Consider the following 24973-nt stretch of genomic DNA (forward strand, 5'->3'; position numbering starts at 1 on the left):
AATGCAGCTTTTTCGTGCGAATATTGCACACTTTCCAACGCCCAGCGCTGCGCCATCTTCCTTTGCACAAGACATTAGTGTTATTCACGATGGTGGTTTAGTAATCGATGGCAAAAAAATTATCGCTACTGGCGGATTTACCGCAATGCGTGAACAGTACCCAAATGCAGTGCTACATGACCATAAAGATAGCTGGATATTGCCTGGGCTAATCGACAGCCATTTGCACTACCCACAAACTGAAAGTATCGCCAGCTATGGTGAACAACTTTTAACTTGGCTGGAAAACTATACTTTTCCTACTGAAATGCAGTTTGCGAGCGAAGAGCATGCACAGAAAATTGCCAAGGTCTTTTTACAACAATTGTTAAAAAACGGCACTACCACTGGCTTTGTTTTTTCATCGGTGCATCAAGGCTGCTGTAACGCGTTATTTAGCGCAGCCAGCGAGATAGATATGGCCATTGTGGCAGGTAAAGTCTGCATGGACAGAAACTGCCCAGCCGACTTACAAGACTGCCCAGACACCGCACAAAAAGACAGTGCCGTGTTAATCGAAAAATGGCACAACACAGGCAGAAATCGCTACGCCATTACGCCACGATTTGCGCCAACTAGCTCTGAAGCGCAATTAGCGGCTTTAGGTGAACTGGCCACCCAATACAAAGATGTATTTGTGCAAACCCACTTGTCTGAAAATAAAGATGAAATTGCTTGGGTAAAATCCTTATTTCCACATGCTACTGGTTATTTAGACGTTTATGACAAGTACAACTTGGTGCGTCCGCGTTCTGTATTTGGCCATGGTATTCATCTTTCTAGCGACGAATGGCAGCGCTTAGGCGAAGCAGAGGCTACTTTGGCGTTTTGCCCCACATCGAACCTGTTTTTAGGCAGCGGATTGTTCGATCTGCAAACCGCACGAGCCAATAATGTACATGTGGCATTAGCCACCGATGTAGGCGCGGGTACCAGCTTTAGTATGTTGAAAACCTATGGCGATGCGTACAAGGTCAGCCAATTGCGCCATACGCCTATCTGCCCAATCGAAGGGTTTTACTTAATGACTCAGGGCGCTGCGGTTGCGCACAAACTTGATGATGAAATTGGCAATCTTAACGCGGGTTCAGTGGCCGACTTTATTATTGTAGCGCCGCGGTATGACGAACTCATGGAATTACGAATTAAGCCCAATGCAGAATTTGACGATGTCTTTTTTGCACTTAGTATTTTGGGTGATGATCGCGCTATTGCAGAAACCTGGATAAGCGGTCAATGCTGTTATAATAAGAAGGAAACACACTATGCCATGGCTTGATTGGATAAGCTTGTTTGTACGCTGGTTTCACGTCATTGCCGGCGTGGCCTGGATTGGCGCATCGTTTTATTTTGTCTGGTTAGATAATAATTTACGTACCCCACCTCAGTGGAAAGAAGATAAAGGTATTAAAGGCGACTTGTGGGCTATACATGGCGGCGGCTTTTATGAAGTAGCCAAATATGCCTATGGCCCAGAAAAAATGCCTGAAACTTTGCACTGGTTTAAATGGGAAGCCTATACCACGTGGCTTTCGGGCTTTGCACTTCTGATTATTGTGTATTACTTTGGCGCTTCAGCGTACTTGATTGACCCACAAGTTAACGATATGTCGCCTACTATGGCGATATCCTTAGGTCTTGGGCTTATATTTGGTGGCATTGCCATTTACGAATTTGCCTGCAGAAGCCCGCTGGCTAAATACCCTGTCGTATTTGCGTTATGTTTAGTGACACTTATTTGCGTAGTGACCTACCTGTCAACACAATGGTTTAGTGGTCGCGGTGCTTACATTCATGTGGGTGCGTTAATTGGTACCATTATGGTGGGTAACGTGTTTTTCAACATCATGCCTAATCAAAGAAAAATGGTCGCCGCAGTGCAAGCGAAAGAAAGTATCGACCCACAATGGGGTGCGGGCGCTAAATTACGTTCGATGCACAATAACTACTTCACCTTGCCGTTATTGTTTATCATGATTTCAAATCATTACCCTATGACCTATCAGCACGAGCAAAACTGGTTGGTACTTATTGCATTGATGGCAGCTGCCGCATGGATACGCCACTTCTTTAACTTGCGTCATGTAGGCAAGACTAAACCTTCAATTTTAGTCACAGGTGCTATTGCTATGCTCGCCATTGCCCTTTGGGTTTCATGGCCGCAAACGCCAGCCCATATTGAGGTAACTGGCTCTGGGAATGGATCTGTCAATGAAAGTGCGGCTGTGGTTACTGATGAACGTGTGGCAGAGCTTGTGAATACCCATTGTGTAGGGTGTCATTCACGCACCCCTACTGATGAAATTTTTAAAGTGGCACCGTTAGGTGTGGTGCTAGATAGCTGGGAAGATATCACTCGGTATGCACCTCAATTAGTAAGACGCACTACCGTGACCAAAGACATGCCATTTTTGAATAAAACCGGCATGACAGAGGAAGAGCGGGCTGAAATAGCAGCGTGGTTTACCACTACGCATGCTAATAAAGACAACTAAAATCGTTAAGGGCAATGTCATATTGCCCGGCCATACCGATAAATTAGGATCTGTTTTACACTACCTTTTGAGCGCCAGTATGTGTTTTATACTGGCGTTTTTGTTTATACATTGCTTCATCAGCTGCATCTACCCAGTTTTGCGCAGTCACTATGCTTGAATCCCATGTGTGCCACCCCAAACTAAATGACAAAGATGTTTTAGTCATCGTCTCACTAGCACCCTTTTTTGCGCCCTGTTGTTGCTCGCCGTTGTTTTCTAATTCATTGTCAAATTCTATATCAAATTCAGTTTGCATTAAGCGCTCGTAAAACACCTCTGCATCGGCGTCATCAGAACCGAATAAAAGCACAACGAATTCGTCCCCCCCTAAACGCGCAAAACGATCAGTTTCACGTAGGGTGTTTTTCATAATTTCTGAGAAGCTTACTAATGCCTTATCTCCGGCCTTATGACCAAAGGTGTCATTAATACCTTTAAAGTCGTTAAGGTCTATGAATACAAGCGTTGAGGGTTTCTGGCCGCGGTTCATTCGTTGTATTTCTTTATCTAACTGAATGAACATCTCTCGTCTGTTTGATATACCGGTGAGTGGATCGGTCTTTGATAGATACTCAAGTTTAGAAATCGCTTCTAATAATGCTTGCTGTTGCTCTTTTTCATGAGAAACATCATCAGCGGTGCCTACCACTAATATCTGTTGATCGTTTTCATCAAACAGTGGCACCCCCCTATCATGAATGTACTTTACCTCTGCGTTACTGGTTTTAATACGATATTGTAAATCCCAGCTTTCCAGCGGCTTCGCTTTGTATGCCTTTTCCACTAACAAGCGGTCATCTTCATGCACATAGGACAAAAACGCATCGGGCTTGGCGTGCAGCTCATATTCGTCACGCCCATAAATATTGCGATAACCTTCGTTGATGTAATGAATACGGGTTAATTCGGGGTTTGCTACCCATACAAAAGTATGTGCAGAAAAGGCGGCTACTATCTTGCTGAACAGCGCCTCTGCTTTATAAAGTTCAGATTCAATGCGCTTTTTATCATCAATGTCTTCAACTACAGAAATAAAATAATCAGGCTCGCCTTGTTCATCACGTACAAGGGTAACCGTTAACCTAGCCCAAACGGAATGACCTTTAGCATGAATGTATTTTTTTTCTATTGTGTAAGTATCTATTTCTCCACGAAGTACTTGATGCAGTAGGTATAAATCCTCTTGAATATGTGCGGATTCCGTAATGCTTTGAAAAGACATTGTGACAAGTGTGGCACTTTCATAACCTAAAAATTCACTTAGCTTACTATTCACGCGAATAAGATCGCCATGTGGACTAACATGCGCCAATCCCACGCCACACTGCTCAAATGTTTTTTCGAAAATTTCCTTTTCTCTCATTAGCCCCGCGCTATCCATTCACTACCTACTTGCCCTATTTTTTCAACCCAAACCTCAAGTGTAGTCAATATTTCTCTGCTGCGACGGAATATAAAGATATTTTCGCCAATTACTCATGTTATAAGCAGCAAGAAACCAGTTTAAATAGTGCGTATCTTTTTAACGTTAGGGATTCTGCAAGTGTTTAGCACCAGTGCCTTGCCTACTCATGCCTTACAGGTAGATGTATCAGGTGGGAAATTTCAAAATAGTGAAATAACACATACGACCGAGTTATCACCGATTGTGACATTCACAATAGAAAAAGCTCACCAACATATTGTGATGAGCTTGTATTTAACGAAATGCCTTACGCATTGTTAAATTGGAAAGGAAAAATACGGTTAGGCGCTTGTTCTTTATAACGCTGAGTGCCAGAACATTACTGCCCTGCCACTTCATGTGTCTCTTTTTCATTCCAATTTAAACGCATATCCCATTTAAAGCGATGCTCTGGCTTCAGCGGAGGTTGTGCAGCATCAATATGACTCAATACATTGGTGGCTTCTGTTAGCGTAGCATCACGGCCAAACAAGTAGCTTTGCTCTTGCACAATGGTTAAGTACGCTTTATTTAGCGCTAATGCGCGTTCGGGGCTTGGCGTGATGAGTTCATAAACAGACGCTGCCTTACTTACTTTTTCCGCATTTACCATGCCATTATCATTAAACCACTTCGCTAGCATCTCGCCGTTTTGGCGAAATTCATCGCCCCCACCTACCCGTTGCATGTAAGTAAGAAATTCACCTTGCTCTTCGTTAATATTGGGCACATCTTCCATCGCGTGCAGGTTGATATAACCCCAGCCGATGCTTCCTGGTACTTTGCGGGCAAAGGAAAAGGTTTGATCGAATGTAGAGCCTACGGTTTTGTGACATCCATTACAAAACGCGAGCTCTTGATCATGCTGAGCCCGCAACTCACCTTGCTCATCTTCAATAAAGCCATTAATGGTCCAGCCAAATCCGTTTTCAATGCCCTGCTCACCTAAGTAGCGCGTTTGCGGTAGGTTTTCGAAATGCTTGTCTTTTGCCTCTGCGTAATAAGCTGACGCTAAACTCTCACGGCTTCTAAAGCGGTGCTTTTGCATATACCGCACTTCTTTCATGCGTTCAGCGTTGTATATATCGCCGTTCTCATCCACACCAATGTAGCGCACGGTGTGCAAAAATTCGGTGCCTTCCGGGAACAACATATGCGCAAGTTCAACATGGTCAGCATCGCCAATGTAATGGGGCTGACGCACCATGGTGGTTACGTGTTCACTTATTGCATTGTCACCGTTTATATCAAGCCCCAGTGTCTTTTCATTAAGTCCGGCTACCGGCAACGTATCAACTTCTTTTAGCGCCATTTCAACGAGGGTTAAGTTCGCTAAGTATACATCACGACTGTATTGCCCTTTATGTTGCTGGAAGGCGTGTGGCAGTCGAATCATAGCATCGCCTGTTGAGCCATTGGTCGGCCAAAAAGTACTGGGGAAAGGCTTGTAGTTGTACGATACCCACCCGCTATTGTCTTTCGCGAACCCGTCTTCATCAAATGCAGCAGCACCGGTACTTAAATTTTCGATATGCATATAGCTTGGAATAGTGCTATCGCCTTCAATGGCTGCGGTATAATTATCTTGGGCTATGTACTCTAAAATGGCATCGTCTTTTATGCCCGCTATTAATTCTCGTCTATCAATAAATAGGTTTTTCCAGCTATTAGTTAGTCCCACTTCTGAGAATTCATAATTACCTTGAAGTGTGCCATCACCCATTTGATTCGGGCGTTTTTCGGTGCGGTCGTAGCTTTGATGGCACGCATAGCACGGGTTATTTTCACCTTGGGTTTTAGTGTAACACTGAGGTGGAATAACCGACTCAGGGTTATAGACTTCGTTATGCTCTATGTAGGCCAGTGCGGGAATGGTATCCCCTTCTTGGTAAGGGTATGTATTCGTTTGTTCTGCTAACACAGCTTCAACCTGCTGGGCAGGTGAACACGCAAACAATAAAGGCAGCATAGAAGCAGTGAATAAAGGTAGTAACTTAGTTTGTATTTTCATAATAGTAACAACGACAAAATCCGGGCACGATGTGCCCGGATGAATTAAAAGGAAAAAACTTACTTATCTGCTGGCTCGTACATCCACAGCGTATTATTTTCCTGGAAACCGTCTTCACCGATAAGAATACGGCCGTCGTTCATCACCACTACGTTATCAGGTTGAGATAGCTGTTCTACATCACAACGCTCTGCACCAGTTAGGCTTGAGCGGTAAGTACCGCCCATAACAACAGGCTCAATGCGAGTAATATCATAGCCAGCTTCCAGACGTGCACGATACACACCGCCACAATCTTTAACGCGAGCAGAAAGCTGAATATCCCCTTCGTCATCAACCATGGTGTTATCTAGGTCAGCTATGCCAATATAAAGGTAAGCATTTTCAACCACTTCACCCTCAATAGTATCGGTGCCTTCCACGGCTTCTTCAGCGCGTTTAAGGTTAATTGAAATACCTTCAAGTTTACGCCATTCAGCAGTGGCTCCTTTAGCTCGCGCCGCCGCACGTGATTCTAAGAACGCCACGCGATCGTCCATCGGCTCACCTGCAGTTTGGCTACTACCACCCTCTTCAACAGTAGGGTATGTAGCATCGCCATTTGCCCACGCTTCTACATCGGCCATGGTAATGTAAGAGCTTTGGCCCTCTACATAATCATCTGTGCCAATCCCGTTGTACTCGTCAACCCATGCACGAATCGTCATGTTATCGCCGCTAGCCAGTTCGACCCACTCAACGGCAAAGCCTGTTGTAGCAGGGTCATTTTGACCAACATCTTGCGTTAGCTTGGCGCCGAAAAGGGTACCCGAAGAAAGGTCTTCAGGAGTATCAGCAACAAATTTGAATAACACGCCACCGGTATCATCTTGAGAAAGATAAACGGTTTTTCCATCAGGCATAACCGTTGAGTTTTCATGCTCGTAGCGACCCATTGCTAGGTGCTTAACAATCACTGGCTCATCAGCAAGTGGCTCGGTCACTTCGGCAATGTAACCATAGTTATAAGGATTTGACGCATCAGGCGCAGTCATTTGCCACATACGACCAAGACGCGCTTCTGTTGCTACCGCTTCTGGGTTATTCCAGTTAGGTGATGTGGTTGAATCTACTTCTGAATCTACTACCCATTCTTCAGAGGTTAACGGCGTATTCCACGGTGACATTGAACCGAAACAGTTTGCCGCTGTGCCCCATACTGGCGAGAAATCAAGCATCATGGCTTCGGTAACTTGCCACATGCCAAAGTCGTCTTTTTCAACTTTCATACGGCTCATGCCGCCTGGAAGCTCTTCCCAGTTTGAGAACAAGTAGCCTTCGCCAGCATCAGTAGAAATGAAACCATTAAAGTCTGGCATATCGTTTTCTAAAACAAGCTCTTCACCATCTAGCGTATAGATGTGACCTAGGCCTTCTGGTAGTTCAGTACCAAAGGTGTCGCCCGTTTGACCAAGTACTTGATATTGACCAATGGCTGAAACCACCACTTCTTTTTCTTCATCAGAAGCAGGTACAGGTGAATTAGGAAGCGTAACCGGTAAGTTATTGAAGTTAGCACCAGCTAATACACCTACCGTGCCAGTATTAATAGGCATAGCGTTAACGTCATTAGTCACTGAGTTAGTGCCCGAAGGATGTTGAACGTTGAAGAAAAGGTCACCTTCGTCGGTTAAGAAAATACCCGTTACCTCAGCACCTAGAGGAACAGTAGCAATACGGGTTAATGTTCCCGCTGTATCGCCTTCTTCACCTTTATCGCCTTGCTCTCCCTGCTCGCCTTGTTCGCCAACAGGGCCTTGCTCCCCTATTGCTCCAGCAACACCGTCTTCTCCGTCATCGCCTTCTAATGAACAAGCAGAAATGCCAAATGCAACCGCTAAAGCTAGCGCCGAATATTTTAAATCGCGTAAACGTTCAATTTTCATCAACTATCCTTTTTATAATCATTAGGTTGAGACGGAACAAATTCATTCATCTCTGAAATGGTCTTAGCGGCAAATATAGTGAGGGAGTTATGTGACTGATAGGTGACACATTATTGACATAAAATTGAAGCTTTCTTGACAGAGTCCTATTGCGCCGTTTTATGTTGTATTTGCAAACAACGATAAATAATTGCGATGTATTAAAGGCACTGTTGTTTTTATAACGTATGGGAAATAACAACGTTTAAGCTATCATTATCTCTTTGCATCGCTAAATTTGTGTAAAGATGCTGTTGTAAAACATTAAGTTATGACTTTATGAGATGCTATAATTGGAATGCGACGAACGTAACTTGGTCAACGAGTGACATCAATGGATAGAACTATAAATACAATACGCTATAGCAATCGTGCTTGGCTAATAGCGTTAACTTTCACCCTATGGGTTTGCACAGGGAAATTTGGCCTTGCTCAAGATGGAAATACAAATCCTTTCATTGGTGCGCCAGATTACCAAAATACACAAACGTTGCTCAGTGACTTTAGGCAAAGCAGGCTTGATTACTTAGAAAATGAAGACGCCCTCATAAACGCTTTTACGTTAACTAAAGCGCAAAACTGGGAAGCGCTTCATAAAGAAGCTGCGGCGTTGTATTCCGAATTACTTTTTAGACAAGAAAAATACGCAGTCCTTGAGAGCCATTTATCACATTATCTAAGTGAAACGAACCAACAAGAGCAAACTGATATACATTTGCTTTTTTTAGAATCGAAATTAAAAACGTTATCTAAGGCTGGAGACCCAGAGCCAGGTAGAGCCCTTGCTAAACAATTAGAGGCACAAATTCCACAGCATACAACAGAAGAAAAAATCATTATTTTTCGGGCATTGGCCTACTACTACACCGACACTGATGTGTTGAGAAAAACCCTTAATGCCGCGTTGGAAGGCCTTGAGTTGGCAATAAAAAACGGGGATATCGCATCGCAAGGCTATTTTTACCGAAAAATAGCGGATGCGTATAACTATTTAAGCGAAAAAACCAAAGCCATATACTATGCAAAAAAGGCGGTAGACACCTATGAAAATACCAATGACGGGCTATTTACGGCCAAAGCGCATTGGAGCTTAGGCAATATCCTTCTTGAAGAAGAAGACACAGAAGCCGCCTTAGTATATTTAAATAAGGCGTTAGATTATTTCAAAAAAGTAGATATGAGAAAGGGCCTAGCGTTCGCTCAATACTCAATAGCAAGTATTCAATACCTCCAGGCTAACTACGATACCGCACTCACACTAGCAAAAGAAAATATCGAACTTGCTCGCGCGGCGGGAATTGATGATATGCAACTTGCGTCTATGATTTTACTCTCCAACATCTATCTAAAACAGGGCTTTATAGAAGAAGCCGAACAGGTAAATGACGACGTCTATTCACTCATAGATAAATTTAGTCGCAGCATTTATAAAGCAGAATTTTTGAGCGAACGTTATAAATTAAAGCGAGAGCTCAATCATATTGATGATGCGTTTGATGCCATCGAAAAGAAGCTTTTTTATACCAAAAAGCATTATGAGGCTACGAGTGAAAGCAACATTAAAGCCTTGCAAATAAAGTTTGAAGTAAAAGAAAAAGAAGACAAAATTCGTAAGTTAGAATATCAAAAAGATATTAGTAACCTTCAAGCTAAAGAAGAATATCAGCAAAAAATAATATGGCGTCTTAGTGCTACCATTGCGTCTATTTTAGTGCTGGTGGTTTTGCTACTGTTTTATCGACAAGCCTTACAACGTAAAAAATATCATCGTATCGCATCTACTGATTATCTGACGAAGAGTTTTAACCGCAGAGGTATATTGAAAACAGCTGAGGCTAAACTTGCTCAACAAGATATGGCAATTGCCATTGTTGATTTAGATTACTTTAAAAAAATCAACGACGAGTATGGCCACGATGTGGGCGATTTAGTGCTTATAGCATTCGCTAATGCTGCGAAAGACACATTGTCTAACGATGATGAGTTTGGCCGCTATGGTGGTGAAGAATGGTTATTTGTTTTGCATTCTACTGACGAAAAAGTCATTAAAAATACGTTTGAAAAGCTTGCTGAAAACTATCAAAAATACTGCAATAACTTAGATGCGTTTACGAACAATATAAACATGACATTTAGTGTTGGCGTATCTGTTGGTGATAAATCGAATAGAACATTAGATACGCTTATCAAGCGTGCAGACAGTATGCTTTATGAAGCAAAAGAAAACGGTAGAAATCAGGTAATTGTAAATTAAATCAAAAGAAGTGGTGCGACTACCCTGATTCGAACAGGGGACCTCTACCATGTCAAGGTAGCGCTCTAACCAACTGAGCTATAGTCGCAAATGTACTTCGGCAGGACTGCCTTAAGGACGGCGAGCATAATAGCGATGCGCAGTGCGTCCTGCAAGTATATTTTGTGTTTAAGGTGTGCGATTGATTGATTTGCCACCATTTGTTCAAAAAAATAGGTATTTCACACCTATTTAAACGTTCTCGCGCTGCACAAATGGCAACGGCTTGATGTTATCAACAATACTGCCATTACTCGCTATTTTCATGAAGTACTCCCCTAACCTATCGGTTTCTTGCAATACCGTTTGCCAATACTTAATACGGGTAGTGGCATCGAGTTGCTCGAAGTCTTTTCGATCTGGAATTTTACCGTATGGCAGGCTTGCCACGAACTCGGCAGATGGCACCAGCATGACCACATTGTCGTAACTACTTTTATGTGCAACGCGCCGTTTTAATCCTTTATCGAACCAACCAGGTATTGGCTTAGGGTAAAAATGTGGATACAGCACTAAGCCCTTTTCAGGGCCGAACTCTAGGTCAAAATGATAATCAACAATACCACCATCGCGATACATAGCTTGAGGGGCACCTGCAATATCTCGAATTCCTTCAAGTACAACAGGAATAGCACCGGAAGCTAGCAGTGCATTGTGGATATTTTCGTTGTTTAATTCGTAGTGTTCAGTGGGAAGTTGATAAGGGTCTTTCACTGAAAACTCGGTATTAGGCGAAGAAAAAATACAGCGTGTATAGTATCTACCTAAGTTTTTTCGCGTAACCGCGTTAGCCGCGGCGCTCATGGCAAGACCGGATAACTGCGAAAACTTATGCTCGCGGCGGGTAGCCCCTAAACATTTAGCGACAAAGATGTGTGCTTTAAATCGCTGGTTTGCCAATACTTCCTTTTTACCTTCGCTATCCACCATTTCTTTCACTAGTGCTTCGGCCTTGCGGGTTATTTCCGCAGGCGTAGGTTTATCGCTGTAGGTAGTCGTGGAATAAGAGGTAGCTAGCCGATTAATGGCAGCAAGTGGGTCGTCTTGTACTGCACAGATAGCCCTGAAAGCACCGGCCGATGAACCTATAACATGTATTTGATGGTCGACATTTTTAAACCACTCTGGAAAGAGTACTCTGTCTAATCCTGCCAATGAAAACCATTTTGGACCGCCTGAAGCGCCGAGAAAATAACTGAATAATTCGGGGTGAAAGCCTTGTTGCTTAATGGTATTCATTGCCCCATTGCCGGCATAAATTTCTAGCGGTGCCACGTGTTGTCTCTATTATCATGTTTGCGCCTAATTTATCAGTAAAAGCCGTAAAATCAATGGGCCGTCCATCACCTTTATGAAACCACTACTATAAGTGAACACTTATGTAGGAAGTTGCCGCCTGTGTAAACAAATCATCACACATCACCATTTCACTGAAATCCTATCGGCACCACGCAATTGATTTACTTATTATTAATATTTACGCTACATAAATAGTCGCGTTAAGCATCAGTAGTATTTGAAAGGTGGGTATGGTGAATCAACTAACTTATTTGTCGGGTTTTAATAATGAGCATGAAACTGAAGCCTTACCTAATGCGTTGCCAAATGGGCAGTTTAGTCCGCAGAAAGTCAATTATAAACTCTATGCCGAGCAGTTCAGTTCCAGTGCTTTTACCGCGCCTAGAGCCGAAAACAGACGTACTTGGACTTATCGCATACGGCCTTCTGTTGCCATGGGTGATTTTTCACCTTATAAGAACACGCAGCTTAAAACTGGGCCTGAAAGCAATTCGCCATGCCCTCCCAATGTGATGCGTTGGAACCCCTTACCCTTGCCCGATGAAAGTAGCAGCATAGATTTTATTGAAGGTTTAGTCACCATAGCCACAAATGGCGATGCTAATCAGCAAACCGGAATGGGCATTCACTGTTACAGCGCGAATACGGATATGGGTAATAAGGTATTTTACTCTTCAGACGGTGAGATGTTATTCGTGCCACAGCATGGAAACATGGAAGTAAAAACTGAGTTTGGCAAGTTACACCTATCCGCGGGTGAAATTATGGTGATCCCTCGAGGGGTGCGTTTCAGCATTACTCCTATCGATGGCGCAATTCGAGGGTATATTTGTGAAAACTACGGCCAGTCATTTGTTTTACCAGAACGAGGCCCGGTAGGTGCGAATGGATTTGCTAATCAAAGAGACTTTTTATACCCCACTGCGTGGTTCGAGGATGTCGACACGCCCCATGTTATTATCAACAAGTTTTGTGGGCACCTATACGAAGCGCCACTTTCACATTCCCCCTTTGATGTGGTTGCTTGGGTAGGTAATTCAGCGCCTTACAAGTATGATCTTAAGCGCTTCAATGTGATCAACACCGTCAGCTATGACCACCCTGACCCTTCCATATTTACGGTACTCACTTCGCCATCTGAATTGGCAGGGACTGCTAACGTTGATTTTGTCATTTTTCCGCCTCGTTGGATGGTGGCTGATAACACTTTCCGCCCGCCTTACTTCCATAGAAACGTGATGAGTGAGTTTATGGGCTTAATAGAAGGCAGTTACGATGCTAAGGAAAAAGGGTTCATGCCTGGCGGCATGAGTTTGCATAATTGCTTTACCCCACATGGTCCCGAAGCCTCTGTGTTCGAAGCGGCATCAAATGCCGAGTTAGCTCCCCATAAATACGAAAATACACTGGCGTTTATGTTTGAATCTCGCTTTCCCATCGCCCCCACTGAGTTTGCACTGAGTACCCCGCTTCGCCAAACCGACTATATCGATTGTTGGAAGGGGATAACCAAGCATTTCGACGGTAAAATATAGGCGCAGAGCTGTTGGGTGTTTTCATTAAATGTACCTAAAAATGAACATCAGCCCAACAGCATCAAATAAAAACAAACCAATTAAATACAGCAACTTAATTATTTAACGAGGGATTCAAATTGCCTTTTATCGCAACTGAAAACTAATCGTTACACTGAATATACAACAGCACCTCGCGTCATGTTTTAACAGTCTATTGCCCTTATATTTACCTCGCCATTACAATCAAATCTTCTATTTATATCCGCCTTTGCATGGGTTCAATAACAAAAACGACTTAACTAACGCAAAGGCTCTGACTTCAGTAAGCGAGAAAGAAAATGGCAGACGTATTTGAAAATCCAATTGGGTTAGATGGTTTTGAGTTTTTAGAATTTACCGCGCCGAAAAAAGGTTTATTGGAGCCTATGTTTGAAGCTATGGGGTTTACTCGTGTAGCAAGGCACAAATCAAAAGATGTAGAGCTGTGGCGCCAAGGCGATATTAACCTTTTAAGTAATTATGAAAAAAACTGTCACGCTTCTTACTATGCCGAAGAGCACGGCCCTTCAGCGTGTGGCATGGCCTTTCGTGTTAAAGACTCTCAGCACGCGTACTCTGAAGTACTAAAGCGTGGCGCACAGCCAATGGACACCCACACAGGTCCTATGGAACTGAAATTGCCAGCAATTAGAGGCATTGGTGGTGCGATGCTTTATTTAATTGATCGCTATCAAGGCGAAAACACCATTTACGACATCGATTTTACCTGGATTGAAGGTGTAGACAGACATCCTATAGGTTGTGGTTTCCATACGCTAGATCACCTTACCCACAATGTGTATCGCGGGCGAATGAACCATTGGGCAAAATTCTACGAATCGTTATTTAACTTTCGCGAAATTCGCTACTTTGACATTAAGGGTGAGTACACTGGGCTACTGTCAAAAGCCATGACTGCGCCTGATGGAAAAATTCGTATTCCACTCAATGAAGAAGCGGTTGGCGGTGGCGGTCAAATTGAAGAATTCTTAATGCAATATAATGGTGAAGGTATTCAGCATATTGCCTTTGCTTGTGACGACCTTATAAGCTGCTTAGATAAACTTAAGGCCAAGGGCATGAAGTTTATGACGCCGCCACCTGATACCTACTACGACATGTTAGAGGAACGGTTACCCGGTCACGGTGAGCCTGTTGGCGAATTCAAACAGCGAGGTATTCTGCTAGACGGTACCACTGAGGGCGAGTCTCCTCGTTTGTTACTGCAAATTTTCTCAGAAACGGTTTTTGGCCCAGTATTTTTCGAGTTTATTCAGCGCAAAGAAGATGATGGATTTGGCGAAGGCAACTTTAAAGCGTTATTTGAATCGATTGAACGGGATCAGGTAAATCGCGGTGTGTTAAGTAAGTAGTAGCCCAACGCTTCCTTACCGATTTACATATAATGGCGTTAGTGGTGTCAGCCCCCTTAGCTACAGGCTGACACCATCCTGTATATTCTTACAATATCTTTATTTTATTCCTGCGCGATCCTTGCCATACGTTTATCAATCTGCGCCTTGTTCATAAAGCGCACAATACGCCCCTGATGGGTCTTTGATAATGCAAAAACGTGAAGTGCCATGGTGACGAATGTCTCCAATTTGTTCCCCACCAGCGCTTTTAGATGCGGCTAATGCTGCGTCTAATTCGGCTACCGTGAAATACGGCACCCAACCACCAGGAATATTGCTATTGCAGCCTCGCTTATGACATATGCCACCAGCAGGGATACCATCTTCTTTCATCATGACATAATCGTTGTAGCCACCCATGTCGAAGGCTTCTTTTTTCCACCCCATTACATTGACGTAAAAATCAGCTAATTGGTCAGCGTCATCGGTGGTGATATCCATCCATAAACTATCGCTCATTTCATTCCCCTTTTGAGGTTTTGTGCTCTAAGACTAGCGAGCCAGTATTTTTACTTATTATTCATTGATAGTTGCACACTCATTGATAATAAACCACGTAGTGATCGCGTTTATTACGTTGGATAAAAGATAGCAGTGTCAAGACAAGAAATTGCAAAATAAGCAGAACAATTTTTAAATATGTATAGACAGAGGCTGTGGAAAATGCTTGTGAATAGGTAAATGTTATCCACTGGCTATTGTTTGTACAGTTTATTTTATTGTTTAAATTCATGCGGTTAAACAAAAGCCCCAAACTACTCAACAAACTTATCCACAGATTAAGTGGATAACACGTAGCACTTAACCACAGATAGTGTTTTAATGTGGATACTTTGATTGAAACCTTTTTTTCCGGTTATTCATGCCAAAACAAACACTCGCTGTACGCCCCCAACAATTTACGATCCACAGCCTAGATGGTGACAGTGCCATTCCTGCAAATGTACTTCAAAGCCCACTATTTTTCTTGGGCAAAACAGAAGATGAACTGTCTATTGTTATCCCTTCAAACCTAGATGTAGATTCACTCGATTCTGATGAAGGCTGGCGAGCACTTGAACTGCTCGGCCCGTTGCATTTATCTATGGTAGGTATTATGGCACAGATAGGCGCGGTGCTTGCCGCAGTAAAAGTCTCTATCTTTGTTGTATCAACCTTCGAAACCGACTTTTTCCTTGTGAAAGATAATAAACTTGCTGATGCAACAAAGGCATTAAAAAATGCAGGCTATACGGTTCTTGAGGGCAAGTAGTGTTGATAGAAAAGCAACTCACCGCGCCTCCTGAGCAATTTAAAAAAGCCATTCCTATTGCATCACCGGTTTCAGGGCAATGTGTTTTACTGCAACACGTTAATGATGACTTAATAAATGTTGGTGCATGGGGGCCGGGTTTAGCGCTTGTTACAGCTTCAAGTAAAGTGGTATCCCCCTTTAATGCAACTGTAATGAAAATAGATCCCCTCGACTATTCATTTGAAATTAAATCTTCTTTTGGGCTTAAATGTCGAATCAAATATGGCTTACACACCCAAATGCTGTGCGGGGCGCAGTTTTTAACTCCGTTAAAACAAGGCCAGCAGATTAAAGCCGGTGCGATGTTATTTAGTGTAAATTCTGCGTGGCTAAAACAACAAGGCGTGGAAAATATTTGTATAATGACCCTATTAAATGCCAAAGCCTTGTTAGGTGTTCTACCTACGCATCAAAAATTTGTTGATGCGGGTAGCGACACACTGTTAACCCTGTATATTTAGGCAAATTCGAACCCTTTTTGAAAATGTATAATAACGCGCTTATTATGCACCTATTCTAACTTCACGCTGTAACGGAGTATCCTTTTGAGTACAACAATGTATGGCATCGCAAATTGCGACACGATTAAAAAAGCTAAGAAATGGTTAGCTGAGAACAACATCGAATTTACTTTTCACGACTATAGAAAAGACGGCATAGACGCTGAATTTCTTGCCGACGCTGAAGCCAACCTTGGCTATGAAGTGATGTTGAACAAACGTGGGACTACCTTTCGCCAACTTGATGACAGTGATAAAACAGATATCACCCGCGAAAAAGCCCTTGCTTTGTTACTGGAACACCCTGCGATGGTGAAGCGCCCTGTTTTGAATCATAACGGCACGTATCACATTGGCTTTAAACCTGCGCAGTATGAGGAAATATTTTGTTAAACGATAACGTAATAGACATTGCTAAAAACTTAATGAACAGGCGTTCGGTTACCCCTGAAGATGAGGGCTGCCAAGAAGCCATGAAAGACTTCTTAGGTACCTTAGGGTTTAACAATGAAACCATGGTGTTTGACGATACCACCAACCTTTGGTCTCGTCGTGGTACCGAAGGCCCAGTTTTTTGCTTTGCTGGTCACACCGACGTGGTGCCTAGTGGCCCAGAGAGCGCATGGAAAACTCCGCCTTTTACGGCTACTGAAGTAGATGGCTATTTACATGGCCGTGGTGCTGCCGATATGAAGGGTAGCTTAGCGGCAATGTTAGTGGCAACCCGCCAATTCGTGGCCGATTATCCCGATCATAAAGGAAGTATTGCCTACCTTATTACTAGTGACGAAGAAGGGCCGTTTATTAACGGTACTACACGTGTCATTGATACCCTTGAAGCGCGCAATGAGAAAATTACTTGGTGCTTAGTGGGCGAACCATCTTCTACGGATGAAGTGGGCGATATTGTCAAAAATGGCCGTCGTGGATCATTAACTGGCGATCTCACTGTTAAAGGTATTCAAGGTCATGTTGCTTACCCACATTTAGCTAAAAACCCCGTTCATTGTGCTACTCCGGCATTAACTGAATTAGCGCAATCTCATTGGGATAATGGCAACGAGTTTTTCCCCCCCACCAGCTTTCAAATTTCAAACATTAATGGCGGTACAGGTGCAGGTAATGTTATTCCTGGCGAACTTCATGTGTGCTTCAACTTCCGGTTTTCAACCGAAGTAACAGATCAAGAACTGATTAAGCGTGTTACGACTATCTTGGATAAACACGAACTTGATTACGACATAAAGTGGACGTTTAACGGCCAGCCTTTTTTAACCGACTCGGGCCCACTATTAACTGCCACCGAAAAAGCGATTGCTGATGTACGTGGTAAACCCACTATTTTGTCTACCGCAGGCGGCACATCTGATGGCCGTTTTATTGCGCCTACGGGGGCACAAGTTATTGAGTTAGGGCCAGTGAATGCCACCATTCATAAAATAGATGAATGCGTGAAAATGAGCGACTTAGAGTCTTTAAGCGACATGTACTACGGTATTTTGGTTAATCTACTCGCATGAACCCCGCTATCTGGTTAGGGCAAGACAATCCTCACCTTGTTGATGCAGGAAATGGACATTCCTTGCATGCTAACGTGCTACCTGCCTTTGTTAATATGCAACAAGCTGCCCGTGATGATGGTATAGATTTATGCTTAGTGAGCAGCTTTCGTCAGTTTGATAAACAGTGCGCTATTTGGAATAGAAAATGGCGCGGCGAAGCGGCGCTATTGGATAGCAAGGGTACCGCATTAAACCCGAATACGTTATCGGACGTAGAAAAACTACATGCAATACTGAAGTGGTCAGCGTTGCCTGGCGGTAGTCGTCATCACTGGGGTAGTGATTTTGATGTTTATGACAAGCACGCGGTTGAACAATGGGACGGTAAATTTTCATTGGTTGACAGTGAATACCGTGAAGGTGGGCCTTGCTTTGCATTGGCTAAGTGGCTTGAAGCGAACATGCGCACTTTTGGCTTCTTCCGCCCGTTTAGTGAAAACAAAGGAGGCGTGGCGTGTGAGCTTTGGCATCTGAGTCATCAGGGCGTTGCCACTGAATTTGAACAAGCGCTTTCCCTAGCAGCACTGACTAGTGTGATTGAGCGCAGTGGTATTGAAGGTAAAGCCGTTGTGCTTGAGCATATTGAAGAGATTTACTGTCGCTATGTGTTAAATCGTGGCACAGCGTGGGAGGAATAAGCTCATACATAGCTGCAAACACATCACAGTGTGTAGAAGCGCGTACAAGAAGTTTAAGCAAGAATAACTAATGGAGACAGGGATGAATACGCTTTGGGTCGTCATTATTATCGTTATTGTATTGGGCGTGGTCGTTGGCAATATTACGCTGTTAAAATACAGTGCTAAATTTAAATTCCCAACGCCGCTTAAAAAGAACGACGATAAACAACAGAAGAATGGGTTTGAAGATGAAGAGGACGACTGGTAAAACAGTCGCCCTGCTGAAAAGTGCCCCATATTCAATTTTCGTACACCGGACTTGAACTAGAGTTTGGGCTTGAACTCGGGTCTGGGCTAAAACGAATCAGAACGTAGAATCGTTTTAGCCTAACGGCTTTTTAAAGCGGCGATGTTTTTACTGCAGTACCACTAATACTCACCATCAACATACTGCCCTTATCCCCGATAACTTGGTAATCAAGATCTATTCCCACAACCGCATTTGCTCCCATGCTTCTAGCTTCGTGTTCAAGTTCAGTAAACGCCAGTTTTCTCGCTCGGGTTAACTCTTCTTCATAAGAACCAGAACGACCACCTACAATATCGCGAATTGAGGCAAATAAATCTTTTACTATGTTAGCGCCCATTACGGCCTCGCCAACCACAATGCCATAGTAGGCTTCAATCTTTTGGCCTTCTAAAGTAGGCGTAGTTGAAATTATCATGGGTTGCTCCTTGCTAAGTTATTATGAAAATTGCGTTTATATTTTGGTCTTTTAGTAGACCATGAATTATTCACAGAAGTGCTAGCCACCTAGCACACAATTGACCTGTACACGTTTACCCTAGCCTATTTAGATAATGCCTGTTTCAGCGCATCAACCAATTCAGTCGCTTTATCGTCAGGGTAAGCCACAACAGCTTGCGCGCCCCAAATTGGCTTTGGCCATGCGATATCACTTTTATACCGTGCAACATGGTGAATGTGCAACTGACTCACCACATTACCAAGCGCCGCTATATTTAATTTATCAGGTGAAAACTGAGTTTGTAATGAACGACTTACCTGTGCTGATTCTTTTAAAAATTGCTGCTGTTGCTCGTCTGATAATTCAATGATTTCAGTTACCCCATCTACACGAGGCACTAATATTAACCATGGAAACTGGCTATCATTCATGAGCAATACCCGACAAAGGGGCAAATCGTGAATGAAAATCGTATCAGCCTCTAGCCTTGTATCTAACTTAAACACTGAGTTTCTCCAACTTTGTGGGTACCACTGTTAATAAAGCGCGTTGCCCTATTGCCACATTCGCATTAGGAAACACTATCGCTTCTCCGTCTTGCTGTGCCGTGTAGGTAGCACCAGTTTCAGTAGCCAATACCGTGTCTTTCGCATAATCCGTAAAATTAGGCGTATCGTCATCGAAATGCAACGTAAAATCGTCTTGATGGCGATTGATAACTTGATTCACCCGATAAATATCTAGCGAGTCTATATCAACCTCGGGTCTAAAGTCATCGTTACAAATAAGTGCAGTAATGGATTGTTTTGCTGCTTCAAAACGGCTCATGTCGTTTTGACCAAATGGCTGCACTTTACCTAATTCAACGGTAAAGGCATGCGCGTGATGCTGCACAGAAGAAGAGTAACTAAACGTTGTGGTCGCTGACTCAGATAACAAGATAGTTTGAATACCGCACGCGGCTAAAAATCCAAGCTGGCTTTTACTGTGCGCTTTGCCATGTAAATACGGATACACCGCAAACTTTTCATTTTTAGACTCTCGAATAGCCGTATGTAAGTCGTAGTGATATTTCTCGTCGCCAGGACGTGCCACAGCAAAGAAATCGGTTATCGCATCTTCTAGCGCTTTAGCCCGTATGCGCTCGCTATTGTTACAACCTTCACCTTTAGAGTGTGCACCATTAAACAATCGGTTCATGTTTTCTTCTACGAACCTTTCAGCAATATCCATGGCGGGTAAATTACCGAAAAGAAAAAGTACACGATGACTAAGCGTTATTTTACCGGTAAAAATATGCTGTACCAGCTCGTCGCATATTTCGATAGGGGCGGTTTCATTTCCATGAACACCACTTGATAACACAACGTGTTTATTTACCGACGTTTTTGCTCGTGGCGTAAAGGCGATAATACCCGGCGCGGTAATAGCAACGTCAGTACCATTGTCTAATGAAAATTGAATTGGAGAGGTAAATAACTCAGGTTGAGTTCTAGACAAAGAAAGAAAATTCTCTTGTTCGATAAGTTGCTGCATACATAAACCAATAATAGCTTGAATAGCACTAGTTTAGCGATTTGGTCAGGCTAATGCACGTATTGCCACAGTTAGCAGAAGGTATTTTATTTACGCACGTAAAGGAGAGTTACCGACAATAATTTCTTGCTGCGCCAACTCAATAAAATCATTCAATGGAATGGCTTTTGAAAACAAATAACCTTGCCCTATGGATACACCTACCTCTCGAAGAATGTGTAGTTGAGCAATAGTTTCCACGCCCTCGGCGATTACATCGCAGTTCTTGGCTTTTCCGATGACTTTGGCAGCTTCGATAATGGCTCGATTTACAGGATGTTTAGCTAATTCTATGACAAACGTTTTGTCTATTTTAAGGGCACTTAAATCAAGATCGCGTATATAAGCTAAGTTTGAATATCCCTTACCAAAATCATCTACTGAAATAGCGACCCCTAACGCTCGTAACTCATCGAGCTGCTTTTTCACCATAAGTGAATTAGACAAGGCCACGTCTTCCGTTAATTCTAACTCTATGCGTGTAAGCGGCATGGCGTACGATTTACTGAGCATCTTTAACGAGGGGATCAGATGATTATCATACAATTGAGTAGGCGAAATATTAACGGATAAGGTTAGCGATAAACGGTGAAAATCAAAATCAACTAAGCTTCTAAACGCATGCTCTAACGTCCAATAGCCCAGCTCATTCATCATGTTATACGACTCTGCCGCTTCAATAAGTGGGCCTGGAAATAACACACCGTCTAACGGATGATTCCAGCGAAGTAGGCACTCTGCGCCAATGACTTCAAGGGTTTGCAAATTTACTTTAGGCTGATAGTAGAGCTCTAATTCATTTTGCGACAAAGCGCGTTTCAAATCGGCTTTTAATGCAAGGCTTCGACCTGTGTCTGTTGTATCTTGCATACTGTACAGACAGAAATTTTCGTACTTATTTTCTTTAGCTTGCTTTAATGCAGCCTCTCCGCGAGATACAAATGCTGTAATTTCGAAGGCTTGGCTATCTGATGTCACTACACCTACATTAAAATCGGCAATGAATGCATGGCCGTCGTGATGCATGGGGGTTTTGAAATGTTCTACCAACCGTTCGAACATGTCGCGCATTTGGCTGGGACTGCGCATACCAGGAAACGCAATACCGAACACATCACCGCTTATTCTTCCTAGGCCAATATCTGCACCAAATAGGGAATGAATACGATTAGCAATTTCTAGCAGAAATCTATCGCCAATATTAATCCCCAAACTGGTCGTGACATCTGAAAAACGGACCACATCTACCAGCATTAGTGATAACGACGGATGTAATACACCACACTTCGAAATGGTATCGATAAACGCAAATCGATTGGGAAGTGTAGCCAGCGACTTATGATGTTGGCTCATGACAGATTCCTTGCACTAAACGGCGGCTAGGTACTAAAAATTGGCAAATGGTAGTTCAACATGACTTATCACTAAGCGCAACGGCCGCTAAGTATATAAGTCCATACTTAATTATAAATCGTAGGCCTTTTTTCTTATGATCTGACTACGTATTGATTTTAATTTATTTTTTGCTTTGACCTGATTAACATACCACGACAAAAAGCCCAGAAAGCATAGCATTTCTGGGCTTTTTTCAGAGACTAGTTGAGACTAGTTTTCTATCTTGCACGGTGAAAGTTTCCAAATACGTTCTACATAATCTTTGATTGAACGGTCTGAGGTAAACTTACCCATTTTAGCGGTATTAATAATCGCCATTTTAGCCCACCGCGCTTTATCGCGATACGCTTCATCAATAGCGATTTGTGCATCACAGTAGCTGCGGAAGTCAGCTAGCACCATGTATTGGTCACCATGATCTAACAAGCTTTGCTTAATCGATACTAACGCACCTGGCTTGCCTGGCGTGAAGTAATCCGTTTCAAGCCAATCTAATACCGCTTTAATTTCAGGGTCGCGATAATAGTAATCGTAAGGCTTGTAGCCTTTCTCTTGCTGTTCGTGCACCTCTTCAACGGTTAGGCCGAAGATAAAGATGTTGTCATCGCCGACTTCTTCAGCAATCTCAACGTTAGCACCATCTAGCGTACCTACGGTAATAGCGCCGTTAAGTGCTAACTTCATGTTACCGGTTCCTGACGCTTCTTTACCCGCGGTACTGATTTGCTCAGATACATCAGATGCCGGAATCATTTTCTCAGCAAGAGACACGCGATAGTTCGGCAAGAACACGACTTTAATCTTGTTATTTACACGCGGGTCATTATTGATTTTATCAGCCACTTTATTGATGGCGTAAATAATATCTTTCGCTAATTTGTATCCCGGAGCCGCTTTCGCACCAAATATGAATACGCGAGGTACCATATCGTAATCAGGGTTTTCTAATAGACGGCGATACAAAGCCATAATGTGAAGCAAGTTCAGGTGCTGTCGCTTGTACTCGTGCAAGCGCTTAATTTGCACATCGAAAATAGCGTTTACGTCTACTTCGATGTCTAACGACTCGCGAATTTCATCAGCAAGTAACTGCTTGTTATTCAGCTTCACTTGCATGAATTGCTTTTGGAACGTCTTGTTGTCGGCGTACTTTTCTAGCGCCTCAAGTTTGTATAAGTCTTTTGGCCAGTCGGTGCCAATTTTCTTATCAATTAATTTAGAAAGCTCTGGGTTACACGCTTTCAACCAACGGCGTGGTGTAATACCGTTCGTTACGTTAGTTAATTTACCCGGCCATAGCGCATCGAACTCTGGGAACAAATCAGACTTAACTAGGCGAGAATGCATTTCAGCTACGCCGTTAACCGCAAATGAACCGATAACCGATAAATGGCCCATACGTACCATTTTCTCGTTGCCTTCTTCAATAATAGAAAGCTTCGCTTTAATGCGGTTATCGCTTGGCCATTTCTTATCTACCTCAGCCATAAATCTATGGTTAATTTCATAGATGATTTCCAAATGGCGCGGTAGGATTTTTTCAATCATACGAGCAGGCCACTTTTCTAGCGCCTCAGGCAACAAGGTATGGTTGGTGTAAGCAAACACTTTCGTGCTTATGCCCCATGCTTGATCCCAATCTAATTCCGCGCGGTCAACTAAGATACGCATAAGCTCAGGGATTGCGATGGCTGGGTGAGTATCATTTAATTGAATGACTACCTGATCAGCAAAACGGCTCCAGTCATCACCATGTGCACGTTTATAACGGCGAATAATATCTTTCAACGAACATGAACAGAAGAAATACTGTTGAATCAAGCGAAGCTCTTTACCCGCTTCGGTTTCATCGTTTGGATAAAGCACTTTTGAAATGGTTTCCGCTTGCACGTTTTCTCGCTGTGCATCTACGTAACCACCGGCGTTAAATACATCCCAGTTGAAGTAATCAGAAGAGTCTGACTGCCATAAACGCAACACGTTTACGGTTTTGCCTTCATATCCAACAACAGGAATATCCCAAGGGATACCTTTTACAATCGAGCCAGGATGCCACTCTTTTTGAATACGGCCGCTTTCGCCATACTTGGTTTCTACATAACCAAATAGAGGCACTTCTTGAATTGATTCTGGGCGGCAGATTTCCCACGGATTACCGTAATCGCGCCAGCTATCAGGGCGTTCTATCTGAGCGCCACTCTTAATTTCTTGACGAAAAAGTCCATGCTCATAGTGAATACCATAACCAATTGCAGGCAGTTCCATCGTTGCAAGTGAGTCGATAAAGCACGCCGCTAAGCGCCCTAACCCACCATTACCTAGCGCCATGTCTGGCTCTTCTTCCATGATGTCGGTAATCTCAACACCCAACTCTTTCAACGCGCCACTAGCAATGTCAAATAAACCCAAGTTTTGAAGGTTGTTTGACAACAATCTGCCCATTAAGAATTCGGCAGAAAAATAGTGTACTGCGCGAGTATCATTGAAGTAGTGACTTTTTTGGGTTTTGCGAAGGCCTTCTAATACCTGAGCCTGAATGGCAGCACAGGTGGCTTTCCACCATGCGTGGTTATTAGCCTTATTTTCATCCGTACCTAGCGTACAGTGAAGGTGCTTAACAATAGCGGCTTTAAATTCAGCCTTATCTAGCGGTAAAGAGGTTTGCGTTTTGGCAGCTTTTGCATTCATTTTGCGTCTCACTCTGGTTGACGTGTACAAAG

Annotated in this window: 21 protein-coding genes and 1 tRNA gene; 11 read left to right on the forward strand and 11 right to left on the reverse strand. The window is 43.2% G+C overall.

From position 1 onward, the window contains the following. Position 1: 1 nt before the first annotated feature. Positions 2-1318 carry a guanine deaminase gene (gene guaD / locus R1T43_RS13175; protein ID WP_317349636.1) on the forward strand — a complete coding sequence of 439 codons (1317 nt, stop codon included), beginning with the start codon at positions 2-4 and terminating at the stop codon, positions 1316-1318. After that, positions 1305-2534: a urate hydroxylase PuuD gene (locus R1T43_RS13180; protein WP_317349639.1), complete on the forward strand. Its 1230-nt coding sequence runs from the start codon at positions 1305-1307 to the stop codon at positions 2532-2534. The genes guaD and R1T43_RS13180 overlap by 14 nt, the downstream gene beginning before the upstream one ends. Before the next feature lie 55 nt (positions 2535-2589). Here R1T43_RS13180 and R1T43_RS13185 read toward each other — a convergent pair whose 3' ends face one another. From R1T43_RS13185 to R1T43_RS13195, 3 genes are all read right to left on the reverse strand, one after another. Then, the gene (locus tag R1T43_RS13185; protein ID WP_317349641.1) at positions 2590-3939 is read right to left on the reverse strand and encodes a diguanylate cyclase; all 1350 of its coding nucleotides are present in this window, start codon (positions 3937-3939) and stop codon (positions 2590-2592) included. A 421-nt stretch (positions 3940-4360) separates the two neighbouring features. Then, positions 4361-5989, reverse strand: a complete 1629-nt coding sequence (locus R1T43_RS13190) for a hypothetical protein (protein WP_410549020.1) — start codon at positions 5987-5989, stop codon at positions 4361-4363. Positions 5990-6090: 101 nt separating this feature from the next. Next, the gene (locus R1T43_RS13195; RefSeq protein WP_317349646.1) at positions 6091-7956 is read right to left on the reverse strand and encodes an alkaline phosphatase PhoX; all 1866 of its coding nucleotides are present in this window, start codon (positions 7954-7956) and stop codon (positions 6091-6093) included. A 373-nt stretch (positions 7957-8329) separates the two neighbouring features. On the opposite strand from R1T43_RS13195, the gene R1T43_RS13200 reads away from it, so the two are divergent. Further along, positions 8330-10249: a tetratricopeptide repeat-containing diguanylate cyclase gene (locus R1T43_RS13200; protein ID WP_317349648.1), complete on the forward strand. Its 1920-nt coding sequence runs from the start codon at positions 8330-8332 to the stop codon at positions 10247-10249. 11 nt (positions 10250-10260) lie between these two features. On the opposite strand, the gene R1T43_RS13205 is transcribed toward R1T43_RS13200, so the two are convergent. Both R1T43_RS13205 and R1T43_RS13210 read right to left on the reverse strand, forming a co-directional pair. After that, positions 10261-10337, reverse strand: a tRNA-Val gene (locus tag R1T43_RS13205). A gap of 143 nt (positions 10338-10480) precedes the next feature. Beyond that, the gene (locus R1T43_RS13210) at positions 10481-11563 is read right to left on the reverse strand and encodes a patatin-like phospholipase family protein (RefSeq protein WP_317349650.1); all 1083 of its coding nucleotides are present in this window, start codon (positions 11561-11563) and stop codon (positions 10481-10483) included. 257 nt (positions 11564-11820) lie between these two features. On the opposite strand from R1T43_RS13210, the gene hmgA reads away from it, so the two are divergent. Further along, the gene (hmgA, locus tag R1T43_RS13215; RefSeq protein WP_317355825.1) at positions 11821-13122 is read left to right on the forward strand and encodes a homogentisate 1,2-dioxygenase; all 1302 of its coding nucleotides are present in this window, start codon (positions 11821-11823) and stop codon (positions 13120-13122) included. A 320-nt stretch (positions 13123-13442) separates the two neighbouring features. After that, on the forward strand, positions 13443-14516 hold the full coding sequence (gene hppD / locus R1T43_RS13220) for a 4-hydroxyphenylpyruvate dioxygenase (RefSeq protein WP_211069400.1): 1074 nt from the start codon (positions 13443-13445) through the stop codon (positions 14514-14516). Positions 14517-14651: 135 nt separating this feature from the next. Here the strand turns inward: hppD and R1T43_RS13225 are convergent, their stop codons facing one another. Beyond that, positions 14652-15017: a VOC family protein gene (locus tag R1T43_RS13225; RefSeq protein ID WP_211069401.1), complete on the reverse strand. Its 366-nt coding sequence runs from the start codon at positions 15015-15017 to the stop codon at positions 14652-14654. Positions 15018-15420: 403 nt separating this feature from the next. On the opposite strand from R1T43_RS13225, the gene R1T43_RS13230 reads away from it, so the two are divergent. From R1T43_RS13230 to R1T43_RS13255, 6 genes are all read left to right on the forward strand, one after another. After that, a complete protein-coding gene (locus tag R1T43_RS13230; RefSeq protein WP_211069402.1) occupies positions 15421-15810 on the forward strand; it encodes an ACT domain-containing protein in 390 nt (129 codons plus the stop codon). Further along, entirely contained in the window at positions 15810-16313 is a 504-nt protein-coding gene (locus tag R1T43_RS13235) for a PTS glucose transporter subunit IIA (RefSeq protein WP_317349656.1), read from the forward strand. The genes R1T43_RS13230 and R1T43_RS13235 overlap by 1 nt, the downstream gene beginning before the upstream one ends. A 96-nt stretch (positions 16314-16409) precedes the next feature. Next, positions 16410-16745 (forward strand): ArsC family reductase, encoded by a 336-nt coding sequence (locus R1T43_RS13240; protein WP_317355828.1) that lies wholly within the window; start codon positions 16410-16412, stop codon positions 16743-16745. After that, the gene (gene dapE, locus R1T43_RS13245) at positions 16739-17872 is read left to right on the forward strand and encodes a succinyl-diaminopimelate desuccinylase (protein WP_211069403.1); all 1134 of its coding nucleotides are present in this window, start codon (positions 16739-16741) and stop codon (positions 17870-17872) included. Before R1T43_RS13240 ends, dapE begins: the two co-directional genes overlap by 7 nt. Next, entirely contained in the window at positions 17869-18552 is a 684-nt protein-coding gene (locus R1T43_RS13250; RefSeq protein WP_317349659.1) for a M15 family metallopeptidase, read from the forward strand. Before dapE ends, R1T43_RS13250 begins: the two co-directional genes overlap by 4 nt. A gap of 82 nt (positions 18553-18634) precedes the next feature. After that, positions 18635-18802, forward strand: coding sequence for a DUF2897 family protein (locus tag R1T43_RS13255; RefSeq protein WP_317349660.1), 168 nt, complete (start codon positions 18635-18637; stop codon positions 18800-18802). Between the two features lie 130 nt (positions 18803-18932). Here the strand turns inward: R1T43_RS13255 and R1T43_RS13260 are convergent, their stop codons facing one another. From R1T43_RS13260 to R1T43_RS13280, 5 genes are all read right to left on the reverse strand, one after another. After that, positions 18933-19259 carry a heavy metal-binding domain-containing protein gene (locus R1T43_RS13260; RefSeq protein ID WP_013784663.1) on the reverse strand — a complete coding sequence of 109 codons (327 nt, stop codon included), beginning with the start codon at positions 19257-19259 and terminating at the stop codon, positions 18933-18935. A 125-nt stretch (positions 19260-19384) separates the two neighbouring features. Beyond that, positions 19385-19789: an HIT domain-containing protein gene (locus R1T43_RS13265; RefSeq protein WP_317349662.1), complete on the reverse strand. Its 405-nt coding sequence runs from the start codon at positions 19787-19789 to the stop codon at positions 19385-19387. Then, positions 19782-20819: a succinylglutamate desuccinylase gene (gene astE, locus R1T43_RS13270; protein WP_317349665.1), complete on the reverse strand. Its 1038-nt coding sequence runs from the start codon at positions 20817-20819 to the stop codon at positions 19782-19784. Before astE ends, R1T43_RS13265 begins: the two co-directional genes overlap by 8 nt. A gap of 90 nt (positions 20820-20909) precedes the next feature. Beyond that, entirely contained in the window at positions 20910-22211 is a 1302-nt protein-coding gene (locus R1T43_RS13275; RefSeq protein WP_317349668.1) for a bifunctional diguanylate cyclase/phosphodiesterase, read from the reverse strand. Positions 22212-22463: 252 nt separating this feature from the next. Then, the gene (locus R1T43_RS13280; protein WP_211069408.1) at positions 22464-24941 is read right to left on the reverse strand and encodes a glycogen/starch/alpha-glucan phosphorylase; all 2478 of its coding nucleotides are present in this window, start codon (positions 24939-24941) and stop codon (positions 22464-22466) included. Between the last annotated feature and the right edge of the window lie 32 nt (positions 24942-24973).

Origin of the sequence: Alteromonas sp. CI.11.F.A3, assembly GCF_032925565.1 — a bacterium.
Lineage (GTDB): Bacteria > Pseudomonadota > Gammaproteobacteria > Enterobacterales > Alteromonadaceae > Alteromonas.